This window comes from Brevibacillus sp. YAE8, from assembly GCF_057543335.1.
In genome coordinates this window covers 122,373-143,140 of the sequence record NZ_BAAIYG010000004.1, presented here as the reverse complement: position 1 = coordinate 143,140, position 20,768 = coordinate 122,373, and the positions used below count along the sequence as shown (strand labels likewise).

The window sequence follows — 20,768 nt, the reverse complement described above, 5'->3', positions numbered from 1 at the left end:
TCTTTGGGCAGCGCCTGTAAAAAATAAAAAGGGGGATTTTCAGGATGAAAAAACGGATGCAAGCGATTTCGGTTGCGATTCTCTCTGCGGTATTGATCGCAGGCTGCGGGGGAGGCGGACAGTCAAGCGCTCCGGCCGCGACAGGCGGCTCGTCGGGCAATTCGTCGGGCGGCACAAGCGCTCCGGCTGCAACTGCGCCTGCGGCCACGATCAAAATCGGCGGGCTGTTTGACGAAACGGGCGGAACCGGAGACGTCGGCAAGCCGTACGCAGAGGGCGAAAAGGCGTACATTGACTACCTCAACTCCAAAGGCGGCATCGAGGGGGCGAAGGTCGAGCTGATCGGCGTGGACTACGCCTACAAAGTCCCGGAGGCGGTGAAAATTTATCAAAAGTTCATCAAGCAGGATAAAGTCTCGGCGATTTTGGGCTGGGGAACCGGAGACACGGAAGCGATGAAGGAGCTGATCGCCAAAGACAAAGTGCCGTTCATCTCCGCCTCCTACTCCGAAGCGCTGACGCAGGTCAACCAGCATCCGTACAACTTCATGACGGCTGCCACCTACTCCGATCAGGCCAAAGTCGCGATCAAATGGTTCCGCGACAACTGGAAAGGCAGCGGCAATCCGAAGCTGGCCTTGCTCTACAACGACACCCCGTTCGGCAAGTCGCCGATTGAGGACGCCAAAGCGTACGCCGCTTCCGTAGGCGTGGACGTCGTGGATGAGCAGATTGTCGATCTCAAGGCGCTCGACGCGACACCGCAGCTTCTTAACATGCAAAAGAAAAATCCCGACTTCGCCATCATCCAGCAGACGTGGGGAGCGACGGCTACCATTTTGAAGGATGCGAAAAAGCTCGGGCTGACGACCAAATTCATCGGCTTGAACTGGGCGGCGGGCGAAGGCGTCATCACGCTGGCGGGCGACGCGGCGGAAGGCTACATCGGCGTCATCACGCACGCCTTCCCGTACGAAAATTTGCCGGGACTGAAAGAAATCGAAGACTACCTCGCCACCAAAGGAGAGAAGCTGGCGGACAAAAACCAGAAGTTCGTCCAAGGCTGGGTCGCAGCGAAAATCATGGTGGAAGGAATTAAAAATGCGGGCGACAATTTGACAGGCGAAGGAATCAAGGCGGGCATCGAAAAAATTTCCAACCTGGAGTTTGGCGGCCTGGCTGCTCCTGTCTCCTTCTCGGCTGATAATCACCGCGGAACGACGCAGGTGCGGCTCGGCGAAGTGAAAAACGGCAAGTTCGAGATCATTACGGACTACATCGGCTACTAAAGGCTGGATCGGGGGAAGCCATGCTAACACTGAACAACGTGGAAGTGATGTACGGCAAGGTGATTCTCGTCCTGAAGGGGATGTCGATGCACGTGCCGGAGGGGAAAATTGTCGCGCTGCTCGGCAGCAACGGCGCGGGCAAGACGACGACGCTGCGGGCGATATCCGGCCTGCTGAAAAGCGAGAACGGCGAAGTGACGGACGGCAGCCTGGAGTACGCGGGAAGCGTCATCACCGGGAGAGAGCCGGAGGAAATCGTCAAAAGCGGAATTTTTCAGGTGATGGAAGGCAGGCGCGTGTTCGAGCATCTCAGCGTGGAGGAAAATCTCATCGCCGGAGCCCATACGCGGCGGGAGCGCGGCTCGCTCAAGGACGAGATGGAGCAGGTCTACCATTACTTTCCCAAGCTGAAAATGCTGCGCACAAGAACGGCTGGCTACTTGAGCGGCGGCGAACAGCAGATGCTGGCGATCGGCCGGGCGCTGATGGCCCGTCCACGGTTGCTCTTGCTCGATGAGCCATCGCTCGGTTTGGCCCCGCTGCTCGTGAAGGAAATTTTTTCGATCATCAAAAAGATCAACGAGGAGCAAGGCACAACGATACTCGTCGTCGAGCAAAACGCGAATGTCGCCCTGTCCATTGCCGATTACGGCTACATCATGGAAAACGGCAGGATCGTGCTGGAAGGGGACGTGGAGTCGTTGCAGTCCAACGAGGACGTTCGCGAGTTTTACTTGGGTATGAGTGACGGGAAGCGAAAAAGCTTTCGCCAGGTGAAGCACTACAAACGGCGGAAGCGCTGGTTGTGACGGTAGAAAGCGGCAAAGGCAGCCATCCTCTTTGGGGGGTGGCTGTTTGCTTATTGATCTTTTCATCCAGCCAGTGGTAAATTTAGGGGTGCTGTAGCGGGTGCGCACCATGGCGTGCCTCGCTGCCACACGTCCATTCACGGGCTTTAACGCAAGGCTGGCCGCTTTGCGAAAAGACTGCACGGCCCGATCAAGGAGGGAAAGCATGCTTCCGTTAACGTTACAACAGGTCGATGAGCTGACCGCCGATGTCGCGGCCGTAATCGCGCCGTGCCTGTACAACCCGACACCGGAAAAGCTGAACGTGCTCATGAGATTGTACAAGACCGATCCGAATCGGAGCTTGTACGCCTGCGTCGATGGCGACAGCGTCTTCGCGATTATCGGGCTGAAAAGGAATCCGACTGAGAATACGGCGGTCATTTTGCATATTGCGGTCACAGAAGAGCGGCGGGGACAAGGCGTCGGACGCCAATTGATCGACGACGTCTTGGCCCTGCACTCATTGGCTGCCATTCAGGCGGAAACCGATAGGGAGGCGGTTGCTTTTTATCGGTCGTGCGGGTTTGCGGTGGAGAGTCTGGGGGAAGTCTACCCCGGTGTTGAGCGTTTTTTATGTATGAAAAAGAATGAGGCTGGACTTGCGGGGAAGAGGGAAAGCGCCAGGTAAGCCAGTTTTTGCAAAAAAGGACACCTTTTGCTTCGTCATGAGCAGAAGGTGTCCTTGCTTGTTTAGTCCGGCGCCCATCTCCCTCAGTTGCCCGAAGCGTCTGTTGCCAAGCTTAGCGCTTCACCAGCACGAACGCCTTTTTCACTTCATCCAGCGTCATGACGAGCGATTGAAACTTTTTGCCTTTGTCAGTCGCCGGGTCAAACACGCTGTCTTGTGGCAGAGCCGCGACGTAGACGGTGTTGGTTGCGGGATTTTGCGCGATTTCGTAGCCGACTGGCGGTTCATTTGGCGTGTTCAGCTTTTTCCAGTCGCTTTTGTCAAAAGCGTAAATCACGACGACCGCTGCCTGGTCTTCCGCCTTGCTGCTGTTGAACAGGAAGGAGGTCACGCTCTTGGCCTCTGGCAAGTATGGATCGGCATGCGGGCCTGTTTTCTCGTCGATCAGGATGTTCCCGTTCCACGATTGTGGCGCGAGAAAATCATAAGCGGAGTCGTAGCTGCGAAAAGAGCCTTGATACACTGTTTTCTCCGCTTTGGTCGGCTCAAAATGGGCGCTCATCAGTTCCCACTTGCTTTGGCTCCATTTCCATTTCGATTTGAGGTAGCCGCGCACGTCTGCGTTGTAGTCTCCGGTCAGGCGCTCTGTGCCTTCCAGCACGTAAAGACCGTTTTTGTTGTTGTCGATTGGCTTCAACTCGACAAATCCGTCTCCAACGATGCCTTGTTTGTCTTTATCAAGGCCAGGCAGGCTGAGCTTTTCGGCTTTGCCGTTTTGGACGGTGTAGATGTGCTGGATGGTGTAGCCGCCGCTGCCGCCCGTATTTGCGGTAACCATGATCTCGCCTTTTTTGTCGTAGGTGAAGTCTTGCACGGACAGCTTGGGCTCATAGCCGCCGTCTTTGACGTCAATCGGAAACGACTTCTTGGTCTGGCCATCTGTTACTTTGACAGTGAGGGCGGAAATGTACGGGCTGTTTTTGTCCTTTTTCCCGTAGAGCGTGATCGTGTCGGCCTTTTTGTCGCCTGTCACGTCAGCCGTTTTTTCCGCGAGCGCCTGCAGGTCTTTTGTGGCAGAGCCTGTGCTTGCGGCGTCGGCGGTCAGGGCTTGTCCGGTGAAAAGCACCGAGGTGAGCAATGTCCCTGTGACGATTTTGTTCCAGTTGTTCATGTTGAATGTTCTCTCCCATCTTGGTGTTTGTTCATGGTGTCAGGTGAGTGTGTGGTGAGTGAGTTCATGTGTCTTGCTACACGTTCATTATGTACGATAGAGTGGATCCGATGGTTACAGACAAGTGACAGCCCGCCTACAAAACAGTAACAGGGAAAAAGCGGGCGGGGCAGCTTCCTGCGAGCATTGCGCAAACAGCCGATTCCAAGTAGAATGATGAAATGCCCAAAAGGGCCGCGGTTCGAAAAACTCCCGCGTTATCAAAACTAGGAGGCTATCATATGTTTAATCTTGCACTCGGAGTATGTTTTGCTCTGGTGAATTTCGGGCTGTTTCTGCTCTGCTACCGCCTGTTCGGCAGAATGGGGCTGTACGCCTGGATCGGAATGGCTACGGTGCTGGCGAACATTCAGGTGGTCAAAACCATCGAGATGTTCGGGCTGGTCATGACGCTCGGCAATACGATTTATGCATCCATCTACCTGGTGTCAGACCTGCTCAATGAAAAGTACGGCGAGCGGGCGGCGAAAAAGGCGGTCTGGTTCGGCTTTTTCACCTTGATCGCGACGACGATCATCATGCAGCTCGTGCTGTTGTTTGATCCGCAGCCGGAAGACATTGCCCAGGAATCGCTGGAAAAGCTGTTCGGCCTGATGCCAAGGCTCGCTTTGGGCAGCCTGTGCGCGTACTTGCTGAGCCAGTTCGTGGACGTGAAAATTTACTCCTGGCTGAAGATAAAGTGCCCGGGACGCAACCAGTTGTGGATTCGCAACAACGGGAGTACGCTGTTCAGCCAGTTGCTCGATTCCTTGACGTTTTGCACGATCGCTTTTTGGGGCGTCTACCCGCTGGAAGTGTGGTGGCAAATTTTATTGACCACGTATTTAATCAAGTTCGTCGTCTCGGCTGCTTCGACGCCGTTTCTCTATATCGCACGCAATATGAAGGTGCCGGAAGAGTAAGCACAAAAAGACAAAAAAAAGCCACCTGATCTTACCCTTGTAAAGTAGACAGTCTATAAACAAGCCTTTATAAGTCTATCGCCACACACGTTTTGGGCTCTGGGTGGAGAGGTCCGCCTCTTCCCCGTCCGCACTCGCAGATTTTCACAAAGAAATCATGTTCAACATTCATCCTACAAACAAAGTCTCGTTATATCCCTTCAATTAGTGAGTTTTGAAGATACACCATACTGCCCCCCCAAAAATAAATTGTATTTTTTGTAACTTTTTGTAACATTCATCCGTCTTTATTAGTGTAATATTCCAAAAATTAGAACTAGAGGAATCACTAGTGAAAAAAGGCTCTGCAATTTTTACGGCAGCAACACTTTTAGTGGGAGTACTGTCTTTTTCGACACCGAGTCACGCGACAACCACTTCGTTTACTGATACCGACTGGTTAAATGCCTGGAGGGTTTCTTCATCAGGCTATATATACACGCCTGTTGCTTTAACCACGAAGGTCATCTCAGATTTTTCAATTGACTACACAGCTAAAACAAAAGTAGCAACTAGGTGGGATCTAAGTGCAAGCATTAGTTCGAGTGCCGCAAGTACTTTTGGAGGTAGCCTAGGTGTGGGTACACTAAATGTCAGAGGGTCCTCGGTATCTTTGCCTAACACAAGCTCTTACGTTTCTGAACCTAATACAGTGGTTACAGGACGAAATTGGACAGGTACAAAATCATATAATGCGACAGAAGGCAGTAGTTATGGCACGAGTGCATATATTGTATCATCGAGCAAAGGTTATCAAACGAATACAACTGGCCAAGTAGACTTTAGCTGGTAAAAAAAGGAGGTAGAAAAAGGATGAAAAAACTCTCAATTTCCCTCTCTCTATTGACTGTATTGGGCTCAGCTTTAGCAATATCCTCTTTTGCGACAAACGAACAAACTGAAGTTTTCAAGTCCCTTAAAGAAGAGATAGTCAACATCAAATCAACTAAAGAAAGCACCTTAGTTCAAGTTGAAAATGAAAGTATTACTGATAAGGAATTTAAAATCTATAAGGCTTACATGAAGGCTAATCAAAAGCTCAATAAAGCCTCGAATGAAATATCAGATAATGATTTGTTGACGGAATTGGTAATGGATGAACTATTAGTTCAGGAAGCTGAAAATCAAGGTGTGTCAGTTAGTTTAAATACAGCAAAAGAATATTCGATCAAAATGAAAGAAATATTAGAAAATGCTGATGAGAAATCCAAAGAATTTCAAAGGAATGCTATAGAAGTAACTGGTTTAAGTGAAGACAAATACTGGGAAGAATATGCTCCGGACATGTATAGGAAGCAGCTAAGTACTTCAAACTTGGTTGAAAAACTCGTAAAAGACGGGGTACTCCCAAATGCAATAGACAATCTTGATGACTTTAATAAAGCATTCGAGAAATACAAGAAAGAATTGTATAAAAAGGCTTCGAAAAAGGTGAAAGTTCTAAATGACGAAGTTCAATTGCAGGACTAAACAAGCTGGGGCTGAGTAGCCCCGGCTTGTTTCCTATGAGGGAGGGATAATAAATGAATGAAAAGAATGAAACGATGCCCACAGATAAATCCGTTTCAGAGCGCAATCCTATAAATGAAATGTTGGAGGATGCGCAGCGAATAGAAGGAAGCGGGCCACCTAAAAAAATAAATATGAAAACAATGCCAAGATGGTTGAGAATATTTGGTTATTCATTTCTGATTCTGTTTTTTGTCTTTGTATTATTGATCCTTATTTCGAGTTTGGTGAGATAAACGCATAGTTCGATCCTCTCAGTGAAGGATGCACGTACCCCTGTCAAGTAGACAGCTATAAAAAAGCCTAAGCGGCCAGTGTGTTTCCGTACGCAGCGGGAGCATGTCAACGCTGGAATTAATTTGACCCACTAGCGCCGGGATATTTTTGACCCACCTGTGCGCCTGGCGTCGAATAGATCCCGGTTTTTAGTTTTTCTTCGAGTCGCTTGTTGTACTGCTGGGACGTGTATGGGAAGCTTTGATCCGAATGGAGAATCGCTCCCTGCACGTCTCTTTCCTTATGCAGCTCTTCTACGGTGTCTATGACCAATGGGAGATCGTTCCTTTTGAAGACCTGCCAAGCGACAATCTCATTGATAGAAAAGATCCTGTATCGCTGACAAGAAATAGAACTTGTCCATCAAAGCAATACAGGAAAAATCCGTTACAAACAGCCGATTCGGTTGCTCTGCTTTGAAGTTGCGTTCACTCGCTTTGAAGGTTTTTATTTTACAAGAATGGAAGGAATATACATTCTTTACATCCAATTTACATAAAATTCGGATTGTATGTTTACGATGTGTATAGTTTATGGTTTCGCATGTTTGAGAGGAGGAAGAAAAAGAGAATGCAAAGCAAAAAGGGAAGATTGCGCTGTCTCTCGAAGCTGGCGCTGATCGCGGCGGTTGTCGCGAGCGCGGTTTTGCCGAGCGGATGGGAGCCGCAGGCAAAAGCGCAGCAAGCCGGACATGTCGTCATCAGCGAGGTGTACGGAGGCGGAGGAAACAGCGGGGCCGATTACAAAAACGACTTTATTGAGCTGTACAATCCGACGGGCACGACCGTCTCGCTTGCAGGCTGGTCTGTGCAGTACGCTTCAGCAAGCGGGCCGACATGGAGCAAGACAGACTTGACGGGCAGCATCGCTCCATACGGATATTACTTGATTAAGCAGGCGGCAGGAACAGGGGGAACGACCGGGCTGCCCGCCGCAGATGACGAGGGCGCGATTGCCATGGGAAGCACGGCTGGAAAAGTGGCCCTCGTCAGCAGCGGAACTATCTTGACGGGAGCCGATGTGTCCGCCCGGCCCGATGTAGTCGATCTGGTCGGCTTCGGAGCGGCCAATGGCTATGAGGGGGCTGGTCCTGCTCCCGCTACGTCGAACTCTGCCAGCGCTTCCCGCAAAAGCCGAGCGGATGGCATCGTGCCAAACGGCGGTAACGGCTGGGACACGGACAACAACAGCGCCGACTTCGTGGTGGGAGAGCCGACTCCGAAAAATACGCAGAGTCCGGCAGAGCCGCCGCCGACAGAGAGCGATGTCAGCGAGAAGCCGAGCGGCCGGGAGCTGCTGTTTGACAATACGAATCCGGCGGAAGCCGTCATTCGCGGCCAAGTCCGTCCGCACGTCACCATCAAGGTGTACGCAAGCCTGCCTGCTGGCAGCGAAACGCCCTTGGCTGAGCAGGTGTCGAACGATTCCGGCCAGGTCGAACTGACTTTTGCCCATCCGACTTCGGCAGCGGTCTATCTCACAGCGACGGAGAGCGGCAAACAGGAGAGCGAAAGCATCGAGCTGCTGCCAGCCGAGGCAAGCCCGGCCTTGACGGCTGAAAAAATCAGCTTGCAGCAAACGGGAAGTGCAGCGGAGTTAAACGGCCAAGCGGGGGCAGCCGCAGGCAAGGCGATTTTGCGCGCCTATGATGCGCCAGATGGCAACAGCCTGCTGCTCAGCGGCAATCCGACAGGCAACGCAGGGGAGAACGGCGCGTTTTCTTATTTGCTGCAAGGCATCGAGCAGTTGGAAACCGTCTACGTGACGCAGCAGCTCGCAAGCGAGCACGGCAAGATGTTCGAGAGCGAGCCTGTGCCGATTGCCAAGTCTGTGCTTTCGACCAGCACGATTGCCGAGGCGAGGGCGCTGGCAAAAGGAACAACCGCGAGCGTTGCCGGAACCGTGACGGCCATCTTTGAGGCGGGGGGCCAAAACAACGTCTACATGCAGGACGAAACGGCCGGGCTGGTCGTGCGCGGTCCAGGGCTTGCCGCCAAAATCGCGGTCGGAGACAAAATCCGGGCGACCGGAAAAATGAATGACTACTACGGGCTGGCCCAGCTCGAAGCCGCAACCGACGACGTGACAGTCGTGGAGAAGCAGGCAGGTGTGCCAACGCCGCAGTCGGTTACATCGGTGAATTTTGCGTCCCATGCGGGGGAAGCCATCGAAGGCCAACTGGTGACGGTCCGCAATGTGACGGTCCAGTCTGTACAAAGCGGCAATTATACGTTGCAAGACGATCAGGGCAACTTCCTCTCCCGCCCGCCCGTCACTCTCCTGCTGGAACCGGGCACGACTTACGCCAGCATCACCGGAGTGGTCAACTACGATTTTAACGAATACAAACTGGTGCCGCGGACGCAGGCAGATTTGGTCGAGGATGAGACGCGGGTGCCGACGGTGACGGCGTATCCGCAAGGCCCGCTGGTCGCGGCAGGCACCAAAGTGAGCTTGTCCACGTCCATGGCAGACGCGAAAATTTACTACACGACAGACGGCACGGAGCCGACCAGAGACAGTGCCGTCTATACGGAGCCGATCCAGCTCGACGCGGATACGACGATTCAGGCGTTTGCCGTCAAGGAAGGTTTCACGGACAGCAAAGTCGCCAGCTTCCGCTACACGATCCAAAAAGAGAGCGTGCGCATTCGCGATATTCAGGGAGCCTCCCACCAGTCCCCGCTGGACAACGGCACGGTAAAAGCCGTCACGGGAATCGTCACGGCAGTTGTGAAAAGCAGCGGAACGATACATGGCTTCTACATGCAAGACCCGCTTCCGGACGACGATCCGCGCACGTCCGAGGGCATCTACGTGTACGAGCCGAAAGCGGCGGTAAACGCGGGCGATGAAGTGAGCGTAGACGGTACGGTGAAGGAGTACGTGTCGCAAAACCGAGCGGCGACCGATCTCACCCAGACGCAGATTGACGCGGCGAGAGTCACCGTTGTCAAAAAGGCGCAGCCGCTCCCGGACCCGGTTGTTTTAGGGAAAGGAAGCTACCGCTATCCGAAGGGGATCATTGACAACGACAGCCTGGGCACATTCGATCCGGAGGAGGACGGCATTGACTTCTGGGAGAGCCTCGAAGGGATGCTGGTGCAGGTCGACAATCCGGTCGTAGTCGGGGAAACAAAAGTTTTCACGAACCCGGCAAGCGTAGAGTTCGTCGTCATTGACGACGAGGCGCATCGCGGACAGCCGCGTACGCCGGCAGGCGGCGTGGTGCTTGCAGCCGACGATTTTCACCCTGAGCGCATCACTGTAGCAGACAAACTCGTGCCGATTTTGGAGCGTCCAATGGTTGGCGACAAAATCTCCGAGCCTCTGGTAGGGATCATTGATTACAGCTTTGCCAATTACAAGCTGTATCCCACCGAAACGGTTTCCGTCCAGTCGGGCGGCAACAAACCGACTGTGACGACACTCGCCCCGAAAGACGATGAGTTGACGATTGCTTCCTACAACATTGAAAATTTTTCGGCCAAAACCGAGTCCCAAAAAATAACGCGAATCGCGGAAACGATCGTCGAGAACATGAAAGCGCCGGATATTATCGGCGTAGTGGAAATGCAGGACAACAACGGACCGACGGACGACGGCGAAACAAATGCCGCGAAATCCGCAGATGCCTTGCGCAAGGCAATCCAGCAAAAGAACGGCCCTGCCTATCGCTACATCGACATCGCGCCAGAGAACAACCAGGACGGGGGCCAGCCAGGCGGCAACATCCGCGTCGGGTTTTTCTACAACCCGGCTCGCGTGCAACTGGCAGAGGGCGTAGCGGGAACGGCAACAGAGGCAGTACAGGTCGAGACACGCGACGGAGCGGCGTACCTCTCGCGCAATCCAGGCCGGGTCGACCCGAACAACGAGGCGTTCGCGTCCAGCCGCAAGCCGTTGGCGGCGCAGTTCGTCTTCCAGGGCAAGCCTGTGTTTGTCATCGCCAACCATTTCAATTCCAAGGGCGGGGATGGGGCGCTGTTCGGCAAACAGCAGCCGCCGGAGCTGGTTAGCGAGAAGCAGCGAATGAAAATCGCCCGCGTGCTGAACGGCTTTGTGAAACAAATCCACGCAGCAGATCCCAAGGCCAATGTGGTCGTGTTGGGCGACCTGAACGACTTTCCGTTCTCCAATCCAGTGAAAGCGCTGGCGGATGGCGCTCTGACCAATATGGTCGAAAAGCTGCCGCCGGGCAGACAGTACACCTACGTGTACCAGGGCAATTCGCAGGTGCTCGATCAAATTTTGGTCAGCCCCCATCTGGAAAAAAGCACAAAGGTGGACATCGTGCATATCAATGCCGGATTCACCGAGGCCGAGGGCCGGGTGAGCGACCACGATCCGGTGCTTGTGCAAATCCATTTGCAAGATCAGGGCGAGCACGAGACGACGGCGCAGGAAGTGGCGGACGGCATCACGAGTCTTGCGCAGCCGGCAGCGGGGGCGACAAGGCTGCGTTTGCCTGAAGTGCCCGCAGGATTTACGGTCGCGATCAAGCAATCGAGCGACACAGGCGTCATCGCGCTGGATGGCACGATCACGCCGCCGAGCCGCCGGACGGACGTCGAGCTGATTTTGCTAGTAACCCGGGAGTCGGACGGTACGAGCGCCAGCACCGAAAAGCTGACCGTCCAGGTGCCAGCCAAACCGACAACCCCGCCGCCTCCTGTCACTCCGCCAGATCCGACACCGACGCCAGACAGGCAAAAAGAAACAAACAAGCAGGCAGAACAGGCCATTTTGTCTGCAAAAGATGAACAGAGCATCGAGGAACAGGTGCAGCGGGTGCTTGCCAGCCTGGAAAAGCTGCTCGCCGCCAAACAGGTCAACCAGGCCGAGAAGTGGGACGCGGTCGCGCATTCCGTTTCGACCGTGCTGGCCGCTGTAGCGGAGCAGGCGGAGCGCGGAGTCGTTCGGGAAAAGACGCTGCTTGCGCTTGGCGAAAGCTTTTTGGACGAAGCATTTGCGCCCCTCGCAAGCGACGAGGAAGCGGATGCGGAGCTGGCAAGGTTGGGGCTCGCCGCCTTGGCGAATTTTGCAAACACAGTGCTGGAACCGCTCGCGCCAAAGGCGGTTCCTAAGGACGTAGCCAAGCGTGTTCGCCTGCTGGCAGAAACGCTGCTGAAACAGGCAAGCACATTGGCCGTCGAGCCTGGGGCCGAGATCAAAGCCCAAGACGAGCAAGTGGGCGACGCGCTCGACACGCTGGACGATTTTTTGGAAGCCATCGAAGACGTGCAGGAAAAAATCGGCTTTTCCCCGGTGCTGTTCATTCGCATGGAAGGCGAGGAAGCAGAGGAAGACGGTGCGGATGCCGATACGGCCGACCGTCCCCGCAGCAAAAAAGCAGGGCAGGCAGATCAGCGGATTACATTGGAGCAGAAGCTGGTCGAGCTGCTAAAGAAAAAAGAGGTCGGCGTCAGGCTGACCGTTCCGGCAGGAGCATGGGTAGAAGTACCGGGAGCTTATTTTGCCAAGGAAAGCGGAAGAAAATTTGCCCTCTCCCTGACAGCGGCAGAAGCAAGCGGCTGGAAGGGCGTTTCCCATCCGGGTGAAGCCTATTTGCTCGAAGCGTGGAGCAACGGAAAAGCGCTGGGCAGCCTTGGCGAGCCAGGCTTTACGCTCGCGCTGCCGCTGGCGGCCGATGCAGGTGAAAAGCTGCAAGCTTACACGTACCGCAACAAGCAGTGGCGGGCAGTAACAGGGGCGAAGGGCAAGCCGCTCCAGGTGGCGCAAGAAGCTGACCTGGCCGTCTTCACAGTCAAGTCGGCGGCGACCTACGTCGCGGGGAACGCTGCCTTGGAGGCGCTCGAAGCCAAACTGAAGTCGTTGAAGCTCGCTCCCGGAGAGGAAGCACAGCTTGAGGTGCTGGCGATATTCGGCGACGGCACTTCGGAAGACGTGACAAAGGCAGAAGGAATCGAGTTCGAGTCCAGCCGTCCCGCGCAGATCGAGGTGGACGAGGAAGGCCGGGTGTCAGTTCTGGCCGATGCGGAAGCGGGCACGCGCGCGACGATTTCGATTCGCTATGCCGGAAAAACGGCGAAGGTGCATCTTTTTGTCAGAAGCGCAGAAAAGTAAGGGCCGCGGGGGAGAGCTTCACGCAGGAGCGGGCGGCACAACTGCTTGCCGTCGCAAAGCCGCGAGTCTCGTCTGCCTCACAAATGAAAAAACGGGTCGGGAGAAGCTTCCCGGCCCGTTTTGCGTCTCGATTTTCCTAGCGCGCCATTCCCATTGCTCTTTCTACTTTGTGCAGCATTTCATTCGCCACGGCATTTGCCTTTTCTGCGCCCGCCGAGAGGATGTCGTCCAGCTCGGAGGAATGGAACAGTTGCTCGTAGCGCTCCTGGATCGGACGCAGCGTCTCCACCACGACTTCCGCCAGGTCGGTTTTGAATGCGCCATAGCCTTTGCCCTCGTACATCGCTTCGATCTCTTCCAGCGACTTGCCGGAGCAGAGCGAGTAGATCGTCATGAGGTTCGATACGGCAGGCTTTTCTGCCTTGTCGTAGCGCACGCTGCTGTCCGAGTCGGTCTGCGCGCGCTTGATTTTTTTCGTAATCGTCGCCGGGTCGTCGAGCATGGAGATGAAAGCGCCCTGGTTCGGATCGGACTTGCTCATTTTTTTCGTGCCGTCGGCAAGCGACATGATGCGTGCGCCCGTTTCCGGCAGGCGTACTTCCGGAATGGTGAAAATGTCGCCGTAACGGTTGTTGAAGCGGGTCGCCAGGTCGCGGGTCAGCTCCAGGTGCTGTTTCTGGTCCTCGCCGACCGGAACGTAGTCTGTGCCGTACAGCAAAATGTCTGCGGCCATCAGTGGCGGATACGCCAGCAAGCCGGCCGGAATCGATTCGCCCCGTCCGTCGGATTTGTCCTTGAACTGGGTCATGCGCTCAAGCTCGCCGAGGTACGAGGTGCACAGCATGATCCAGCCGAGTTTGGCATGGGCTGGCACTTCCGATTGGACGAACAAAGTCATTTTGTTCGGGTCGAGGCCGACTGCCAGGTAGAGCGCTGCCAGACGGCGGATGTTTTCGCGCAAGACGGCTGGCTCCTGCGGAACTGTGATCGCGTGCTGATCGACGATGCAGTAAAAGCAGTTGAACTGGTCCTGCAGCGGAACGAAATGCTTCATCGCGCCGAGGTAGTTGCCAAGGGTCAAAATACCGCTCGGCTGAATACCGGAAAAAATGGTTTTCATGAGAGTGCTGCTCCTTTCCATAGAGGGAAATCTGTTTGGGAGAAAAACAAAAAGGTCCATCCGCCCTGGACAGGGACGAATGAACCGTGGTGCCACCCTTGTTATTTTGCACACGGGAAAAGCCATGCGCAAAATCGCTTTGTTCCGTACCGTTTTGATACGGTGTCCTTTGTAACGTACGGACGTCACGCCAAAGCCTACTGCCGCTTTTGAAAAACGGGTTCGGTTTGGAGCTCGGGAGCCCATTCACCATTTCCTTGACACTGATTCGCACCAACCATCAGCTCTCTGCCGTCTCGAAAAATGACTACTCTTCTCCCTCATTGCCATCGAAAGATACCCTTTGAGCAATCATTTTACGCAGTCCAAACCAAAAAAGCAAGAGGGGATTGACAATATCATCCAAAAATTGTAAAAGTAACTCAAGAGTTATATAACTGAAAAGTTACTTTTTAGGAGTGAACAACACGGATGGACAGCAAATTTTCCAAAGGGGAGCAAAGCCGCGGACGGTTGCTGGCAGCAGCGGCTTCCGAATTTGCGGCCAAAGGCTTTCACCGTGCCAGGGTGAGTGACATCGTGAAGGCGGCCGGGCTGACGCAAGCGTCTTTTTACCAGTATTTCGAGAGCAAGGAAGGGCTGTACCAGCAGCTCATGGACGAGTTTTTCGCGAAGCTGTGGGTGCTGGCCGACGGAGGGAGCAAGGTGACGGCGCTGGACGAAGCGGATGTGTACGGGCAGGTGCGGGAAAATCTCTTGGCGCTGTTCCGCTTCTTTCAGGGGCGGCCGGAGCTGACGCAGATGGTGCTCTATCAGGCGGAGGCGGGAGAGGAGCTGCACCGCAAGCTGGCAGCCATGGTCAGCGCCAATCTGCGGCAAAACCAGGCGGCGGGCCATGTCCGCGCCGACCTGTCGCCGGAGGTGGCGGCAGAAGCAATGGTCGCCGTCTGCTACCGCCTGACGTCCCGCTTTTTGCTGGCGGGGGAAAAGACGGCCGAGCAGCTCGCCGACGAGGCGGTGTCGTTTTTGGCGCACGGAATCTTGCAGGAAAAGACGAGGGAGGGGGCACGGCATGAGTGAGCTTGTGAATCTGATCTGGCTGTTGCTGGTCGTGTTTGTGTTTCACGATCTGGAGGAAATCATCACGGTCGAGGGCTGGCTTGCGCAGAAGCGGGAGCAGGTTTTGCGCGCGCTGCCGAGCTGGCTGCAAAAGTTCGTGGAGCCGTCGCTTGCGATGAACACCGCGCAGTTTGCCGTAGCCGTCACGTGCGTCTTCGCCGTCCTCGCCGCTGCCGTCGTGCTTGCGGCTGCCACGCTGCCGCTTGGGACGTACTTGCCGTTTTTTCTCGTCTGCCTGCACGTTATGTTTTTGCACGTTTTCACGCACATCGGACACACGATTGCGCTGCGCACGTACACACCGGGCGTCGTGACGGCAGTCGTGCTCGTTTTGCCGTACAGCGTCTACACCTATGTCTGCCTGTTTGAAGCAGGGGTGCTTACGTGGCCGCTCGTCTGGAGTACGCTGCCGTTCTGCTTGCTGGCCGTGCCGATTTTGTACGCTGCGCACTGGCTCGGGCAGGCGGCAGGAGGGCTGGTCAGCCGCGGATGAGGCGGGGGTGGCTGTAAGTGCGGGCATATTTTTGCTATTCTAGGAAAAAACGCTGTGAAAGAGGGACGTGTATTGAAGCTGCGACTAGGCGTGATCGGCGCGGATGATTCGCTTGTGATTATCCAATCGGTCATGCAGGAGTTTCCCGAGATCGAATGCTTGCCGATTGTGTATTGGAGAGAAGAGGAAATCGTCGAGCTGCTCATGGCGCATCTGGATGAGGTGGACATGTGGCTTTTCTCGGGTCAGGTTCCTTATGCGATGGCGAGCCAGACCGGAAAAATCCAGGTGCCGATGGCGTATGTGCCGCATATTGGCGCGAGCCTGTACCGGACCTTGCTGCATCTGTCCCATCAGCTCGGGATTCGCGTGGATGAGGTGAGCTTCGATACGTTTTCGGGCGAGGAGCTGGGGCATTTTCTCATGGAAGCGGGAATCGCGGAAGGCTACAAATGGCTGAAGCATTACGAAGGTGCGATCTCTGCCAATGAGCTGGCGGATTTTCATGAGGCATTGTGGAAGGAAGGCAAGACGAAGGCGGCGGTGACCTGCCTGCGGACGGCAGAGCTGGAGCTTGTGCGCAGAGGCGTTCCCGTGCATCGCGTCGTGCCGACGCGAGCGGGCGTGCTGTCGGTCGTCCACATGCTTTTGCGCACGCATGAGATGCTGCATTTCAAAGACACGCAAATCGCTGTGCAGATGATGGAGATTGATCCGTTTCGGGAGCTGGCAGGCGGGAGTTTTTCCACGGACGAATGGCAAAACGCCGAGATCAAGACGATGGAAAAGCTGTTGCGCTACGCCAAGTATTTGCAAGGCTCGCTGAAGACGGCGGGGCCGGGGCGCTACGTCATTTTCACGACGCGCGGAAAAGTGCAGGAAGTCACCGGCGACTATGCGACGATCCCCGACCTGGAGGAGCTGTTCGGGATTCGCGCCGATCTGGTGACGTGCGGAATCGGGATCGGCAAGACGGCGTACGAAGCGGAAATCCACGGCGGCACTGCGCTTTTGCACGCCAAGGAGCGGGGCGCGGGCAACTGGATGGTTTTCCTGGACGACAAAAGCGTCGTGGGGCCGCTCGGACGCGACGAGCAGATCGCCTATCGGTACGACTCGAAGAAGCTGCAGGAGTTGAGCCAGCTTACTTCGCTGAGCGTCATGACGCTGTCGAAGCTGGAGTCGATCTTGAAAAAGCGGGGCAAGCAGGAGATCAACGCGCACGAGCTGGCTTCGCACATGCAGATTCAGCCGCGCAGCGCCCGCCGCATTTTGATCGAGCTGGAATCGAAGGGCATCGCGCAGGTGGTCGGGGAGGAAAACCCGCATCCGCGGGGGCGTCCGCGCAAGGTGTACCGGATCCATTTTTGAGAAGCTAGGGGGCCTGCCTCTCTACTCAACCAATTGCAATCGTGAACATAGAAAAGGCGTGCAACGAGCAAGCGCATTTGCACGCCTTTTTCCGTGAAAACCAACTGGAAAAATCAGCATGACGCAGGCTTTTCTCCTTTTCAAAATAGACAGACTATTATACAATTAGGGACATAGCCGTAAATCAACCGTTAATAGACGGTTTTACGAAGGAGGAGTCTCTTGTCATGATTAATGCGGACCGATTGTGGGACCGACTAGGGCAGGTAGGCAAGATTGGCGCCCAGGAGGCCGGAGGGGTAACGAGGCTGTCATTTACACCTGAGGAACGGGCAGCAAAAGACATCGTCGCCGGCTTCATGAAGGAAGCGGGACTGGCAGTTCGCGAAGATGCGGTAGGCAATCTGATTGGGCGAAAAGAGGGGAAAAACCCTGCGGCACCTGTTGTTCTCGTAGGCTCGCACATCGACTCCGTACCGAATGGCGGAGATTTCGACGGGCCGCTTGGCGTTTTGGCAGGCGTAGAAATTTTGCAGACGATGCAGGAACAAGGCATAGAGACCGAGCATCCGATTGAAGTGATCGCTTTCACGGATGAAGAGGGCACGCGCTTCGGCTACGGCATGATCGGCAGCCGCGGGATCGCCGGGCTGATTAAGCGCAGCGAGCTGGAGCAGGCGGACAAGGACGGCATCACGATTGCCGAAGCCATGCGCCAGGTCGGATTGGACCCGGATCAGACAGGTCAGGCGGCGCGCACGCCCGGCAGCGTCAAAGCGTACGTGGAGCTGCACATCGAGCAGGGCAAGGTGCTGGAAAGCCGCGATTTGTCCGTCGGGATCGTGACGGGTGTCGCAGGACCGCTCTGGATGAAATTCGTGCTGGAGGGCGAAGCGGGCCACGCTGGAGCTACGCCGATGAACTTGCGCCGCGATCCGCTGGCTGCGGCAGCGCTCGTGATGCTTGCCATCGAGGAAGAGGCAGCGCGGACGGGCACAAGCGTAGGGACGGTCGGACAGGTGCAGGCGTTCCCTGGCGGAGTCAACGTCATTCCGGGCCGGGTAGAGTTTTCGCTCGACTTGCGTGATGTGGACGAAGCGGTTCGCGATCAGGTCGAGCAGCGCATAATCGAGCGGGCGAAAACGATCTGTGCCGAGCGGAACGTGACGCTGAAAGTGGAATTGTTGCAGCGGATCGCTCCTGCCGTATGCTCCGAGAGCATCCAGCAGGCGGCGGCAGAGGCGTGTGCCCAGGAAGGTTTGGAGGCGTTCCGGTTGCCGAGCGGCGCAGGCCACGACTGCATGCAACTGGTTGACCTGTGTCCGGTCGGCATGATTTTCATTCGCTCCAAAGACGGTATCAGCCACAATCCGGCCGAGTATTCGACAATTGAGGATTGCGCGGACGGAGCCAACGTGCTGTACCGCACCGTGCTGGCTTTGGCGAAGCAAATATAGAGAGACTGACGGAAAAGCAACAGGCGTACAAACAAAAGAGACGAGGGTTCGGCAGCTTGGCGACGACGGGCAAAAAGCGCACCGAACGAGGAGGAGAACCGGATGACAGCGACAGCAACAACATTGAATCAGGCGGCAGAGGCGGTCAAAGAGCAAGTAATCGCGTGGAGACGCTATTTGCACGAGCATCCCGAACTGTCTTTTCACGAAGAGAAAACAGCGCAGTTCGTGTACGAGACGCTTCTGTCTTTTGGCAATCTGGAAGTGAGTCGGCCGACGAAAAACAGCGTAATGGCCCGCCTGATCGGTTCGCAGCCGGGAAAAGTGCTGGCGATGCGCGCCGACATGGACGCTTTGCCGATTACGGAAGAAAACACGTTTGAGTTCGTCTCGAAAAATCCGGGCGTGATGCATGCGTGCGGACATGACGGCCATACGTCGATGCTGCTCGGAACCGCGAAAATTTTGTCCGGGATGAAGGACCAGATCAAAGGCGAGGTGCGCTTTTTGTTCCAGCACGCGGAAGAAGTATTTCCGGGCGGCGCGGAGGAAATGGTGCAGGCGGGAGTCATGGATGGCGTGGACATCGTGATCGGTACGCATCTGTGGGCGACGATGGAGTACGGCACCGTAGGCATTTGCCCTGGGCCGATGATGGCAGCTCCTGATACGTTCTGGATTACCGTGCTCGGAAAAGGCGGGCACGCGGCTCTTCCGCACGAGACGATCGACAGCATCGCGGTTGCGGCGCAAGTGGTGACCAACCTGCAGCACATCGTCTCGCGCAACGCCGACCCGCTCGACAACCTCGTCTTGTCCGTGACGCAATTTGTGGGCGGCACGACACACAACGTCATTCCGGGCACAGTGGAAATTTGCGGGACAGTGCGCAGCTTTGACCAGACGCTGCGCGAATCCGTTCCCGGCCTGATGGAGCGCGTCATCAAAGGGATTACGGAAGCGCACGGCGCAAGCTACAAGTTCAAGTACGAGTTCGGCTACCGTCCGGTCATCAACGACGAGGAAGTGACCCGCTTGATGGAAGAAGTAGTCGTGGAATCGCTGGGAGCGGAGTGGGTGGAGCATATGCGCCCGACCATGGGCGGCGAGGATTTCTCGGCGTTCCAGCAAAAAGCGCCAGGCTGCTTTTTCTACGTCGCTGCCGGCAACAAGGAAAAAGGCATTACGTATCCGCACCATCACCCGCGCTTTACCATCGACGAGGATGCGCTGGAAGTCGGCGTGAAAATGTTCGTCAACGCGGCGAGAAAAATCGTCATGTAAAAATGTTAAACCCAAGCATGAAAAAAGCGCCCCCTGTCCAGGTCGGATGGGGGCGCTTTTTGCGTGAATAGGGCGCTTTAGTGCGTGCGCTCTTTTTCTCTTGTATGAAACGCTTTTTGGATTTGCGAAATCTGTCCGGCGTGGATGCCTGTATGGTACATCAGACGCCCCAGCGCTTCGAGCGGAGTCGAGCTGCCGAGCGGCGTATTGACAGGCGTATGCCACGCTTCCTCGGACAAGCTTTTCATGCCTTCGAGCAAATGCTCGTTGGAAGCCGTCATAAAATCGGCAAGCTCCTGCAAGTTCGTAAACTGCCGCCCCTCGACAGGGCCGTTTTTCGTCAGTAGCTCCACGTCCGCCGGGATGCTGCGGCCGAAAAACCACTCGGCAAACATGTATTCCACTTCGGCGTTATGTCTGAGCATATACCCGATGGAGGCAGGGCCGAGTCCGAGCGTCAAGTCTTGTTCCGGCATGCTTTTGGCTGTCTTGTGGAATCTTTCCTGGATCGTGAGCCAGAGTGTCAGTGCAGTTGAATACGTTGAATTGGTCATGAATTTGCCCTCCTGTTGGCGCGAATGATTATTTGGCGGTTTGGGTGTGGCCGTCGCGATTGACGTGTTCGAACTTGTCGGCGGAAAGATCAATGTCGTACGCCTGGCCAAATCCGGCGACGTAGCGGCCTTCGGATGGCGTCAGCTCAAACAGGGAGAAGTCGAGGCCGCGCAGCATATCCATCATGCTTTTGCCAAAGCGCTGTTCGAACAGCGCGAAAATCTCGTCGCAGTCCGCGTTGCCGATATTTCTCGCTGTGCAGACGAAGCGGGCGCGCTGGCGGGCGAACAGATTGGCCGTCTTCGCTTCATCTTCAATCAGCATGGCATCGACTGCCGGCGTTTCTTCCAGATAGCGATAATGGTTGGCGATTTTGCTGATGTAGATATAAAACTTTCCGTTGGTTTTGACAAAAGGGGCATAGGAGACAAACGGCTTTCCATGCTCGTCGACCGTGCTGAGCATGAGCGTCTTCATTCCGGCAGCAAACGTTTGGTACTGGACCTTCATCGCTTCCTTCGCCATTGCTTTCATACGAGCATCCCTCGCTTTTCCTG

At 55.3% G+C, this 20,768-nt stretch carries 16 protein-coding genes and 1 other annotated feature; of the genes, 12 read left to right on the top strand and 4 right to left on the bottom strand.

The genetic code is table 11. The annotated features are described in order from the left end of the window. Nucleotides 1-44: 44 nt before the first annotated feature. From AC27IT_RS08505 to AC27IT_RS08495, 3 genes are all read left to right on the top strand, one after another. Entirely contained in the window at nucleotides 45-1,289 is a 1,245-nt protein-coding gene (locus tag AC27IT_RS08505) for an ABC transporter substrate-binding protein (protein ID WP_007782849.1), read from the top strand. A gap of 20 nt (nucleotides 1,290-1,309) precedes the next feature. Beyond that, nucleotides 1,310-2,098, top strand: a complete 789-nt coding sequence (locus AC27IT_RS08500; RefSeq protein ID WP_005832051.1) for an ABC transporter ATP-binding protein — start codon at nucleotides 1,310-1,312, stop codon at nucleotides 2,096-2,098. Between the two features lie 205 nt (nucleotides 2,099-2,303). Next, the gene (locus AC27IT_RS08495) at nucleotides 2,304-2,768 is read left to right on the top strand and encodes a GNAT family N-acetyltransferase (RefSeq protein WP_007782845.1); all 465 of its coding nucleotides are present in this window, start codon (nucleotides 2,304-2,306) and stop codon (nucleotides 2,766-2,768) included. A gap of 112 nt (nucleotides 2,769-2,880) precedes the next feature. Here the strand turns inward: AC27IT_RS08495 and AC27IT_RS08490 are convergent, their stop codons facing one another. Continuing rightward, nucleotides 2,881-3,939: a hypothetical protein gene (locus AC27IT_RS08490; RefSeq protein WP_007782842.1), complete on the bottom strand. Its 1,059-nt coding sequence runs from the start codon at nucleotides 3,937-3,939 to the stop codon at nucleotides 2,881-2,883. 281 nt (nucleotides 3,940-4,220) lie between these two features. On the opposite strand from AC27IT_RS08490, the gene AC27IT_RS08485 reads away from it, so the two are divergent. The 4 genes from AC27IT_RS08485 to AC27IT_RS08470 all read left to right on the top strand — a co-directional run bounded on the left by AC27IT_RS08485 (nucleotide 4,221) and on the right by AC27IT_RS08470 (nucleotide 12,812). After that, nucleotides 4,221-4,901: a queuosine precursor transporter gene (locus AC27IT_RS08485; protein WP_005836664.1), complete on the top strand. Its 681-nt coding sequence runs from the start codon at nucleotides 4,221-4,223 to the stop codon at nucleotides 4,899-4,901. A gap of 852 nt (nucleotides 4,902-5,753) precedes the next feature. Then, a complete protein-coding gene (locus AC27IT_RS08480) occupies nucleotides 5,754-6,410 on the top strand; it encodes a SurA N-terminal domain-containing protein (RefSeq protein ID WP_005836666.1) in 657 nt (218 codons plus the stop codon). 53 nt (nucleotides 6,411-6,463) lie between these two features. Continuing rightward, complete coding sequence (locus AC27IT_RS08475; protein WP_005836668.1) at nucleotides 6,464-6,685, top strand: hypothetical protein; 222 nt, start codon at nucleotides 6,464-6,466, stop codon at nucleotides 6,683-6,685. A 610-nt stretch (nucleotides 6,686-7,295) separates the two neighbouring features. Next, a complete protein-coding gene (locus tag AC27IT_RS08470) occupies nucleotides 7,296-12,812 on the top strand; it encodes a chitobiase/beta-hexosaminidase C-terminal domain-containing protein (protein ID WP_487091730.1) in 5,517 nt (1,838 codons plus the stop codon). A 136-nt stretch (nucleotides 12,813-12,948) separates the two neighbouring features. On the opposite strand, the gene trpS is transcribed toward AC27IT_RS08470, so the two are convergent. Continuing rightward, nucleotides 12,949-13,932, bottom strand: a complete 984-nt coding sequence (gene trpS / locus AC27IT_RS08465; RefSeq protein WP_005836084.1) for a tryptophan--tRNA ligase — start codon at nucleotides 13,930-13,932, stop codon at nucleotides 12,949-12,951. Between the two features lie 68 nt (nucleotides 13,933-14,000). Next, nucleotides 14,001-14,265 (bottom strand) — a binding site (T-box leader). Between the two features lie 138 nt (nucleotides 14,266-14,403). Between trpS and AC27IT_RS08460 the strand changes: the two genes are divergently transcribed. The 5 genes from AC27IT_RS08460 to AC27IT_RS08440 all read left to right on the top strand — a co-directional run bounded on the left by AC27IT_RS08460 (nucleotide 14,404) and on the right by AC27IT_RS08440 (nucleotide 19,656). Next, nucleotides 14,404-15,012, top strand: a complete 609-nt coding sequence (locus tag AC27IT_RS08460; RefSeq protein ID WP_487091729.1) for a TetR/AcrR family transcriptional regulator — start codon at nucleotides 14,404-14,406, stop codon at nucleotides 15,010-15,012. Continuing rightward, the gene (locus tag AC27IT_RS08455; RefSeq protein ID WP_327991482.1) at nucleotides 15,005-15,544 is read left to right on the top strand and encodes an HXXEE domain-containing protein; all 540 of its coding nucleotides are present in this window, start codon (nucleotides 15,005-15,007) and stop codon (nucleotides 15,542-15,544) included. Before AC27IT_RS08460 ends, AC27IT_RS08455 begins: the two co-directional genes overlap by 8 nt. A gap of 72 nt (nucleotides 15,545-15,616) precedes the next feature. Then, a complete protein-coding gene (locus AC27IT_RS08450; protein ID WP_005836089.1) occupies nucleotides 15,617-16,915 on the top strand; it encodes a helix-turn-helix domain-containing protein in 1,299 nt (432 codons plus the stop codon). Nucleotides 16,916-17,142: 227 nt separating this feature from the next. Continuing rightward, nucleotides 17,143-18,372, top strand: a complete 1,230-nt coding sequence (locus tag AC27IT_RS08445) for a Zn-dependent hydrolase (protein ID WP_025847422.1) — start codon at nucleotides 17,143-17,145, stop codon at nucleotides 18,370-18,372. A 102-nt stretch (nucleotides 18,373-18,474) separates the two neighbouring features. Next, nucleotides 18,475-19,656, top strand: coding sequence for a M20 family metallopeptidase (locus tag AC27IT_RS08440; RefSeq protein ID WP_007782819.1), 1,182 nt, complete (start codon nucleotides 18,475-18,477; stop codon nucleotides 19,654-19,656). A gap of 77 nt (nucleotides 19,657-19,733) precedes the next feature. Here the strand turns inward: AC27IT_RS08440 and AC27IT_RS08435 are convergent, their stop codons facing one another. Together AC27IT_RS08435 and AC27IT_RS08430 are read right to left on the bottom strand one after the other, a co-directional pair. Next, nucleotides 19,734-20,210: a DinB family protein gene (locus tag AC27IT_RS08435; RefSeq protein ID WP_005836091.1), complete on the bottom strand. Its 477-nt coding sequence runs from the start codon at nucleotides 20,208-20,210 to the stop codon at nucleotides 19,734-19,736. Nucleotides 20,211-20,238: 28 nt separating this feature from the next. Next, nucleotides 20,239-20,745: a HugZ family pyridoxamine 5'-phosphate oxidase gene (locus AC27IT_RS08430; protein ID WP_025847418.1), complete on the bottom strand. Its 507-nt coding sequence runs from the start codon at nucleotides 20,743-20,745 to the stop codon at nucleotides 20,239-20,241. Between the last annotated feature and the right edge of the window lie 23 nt (nucleotides 20,746-20,768).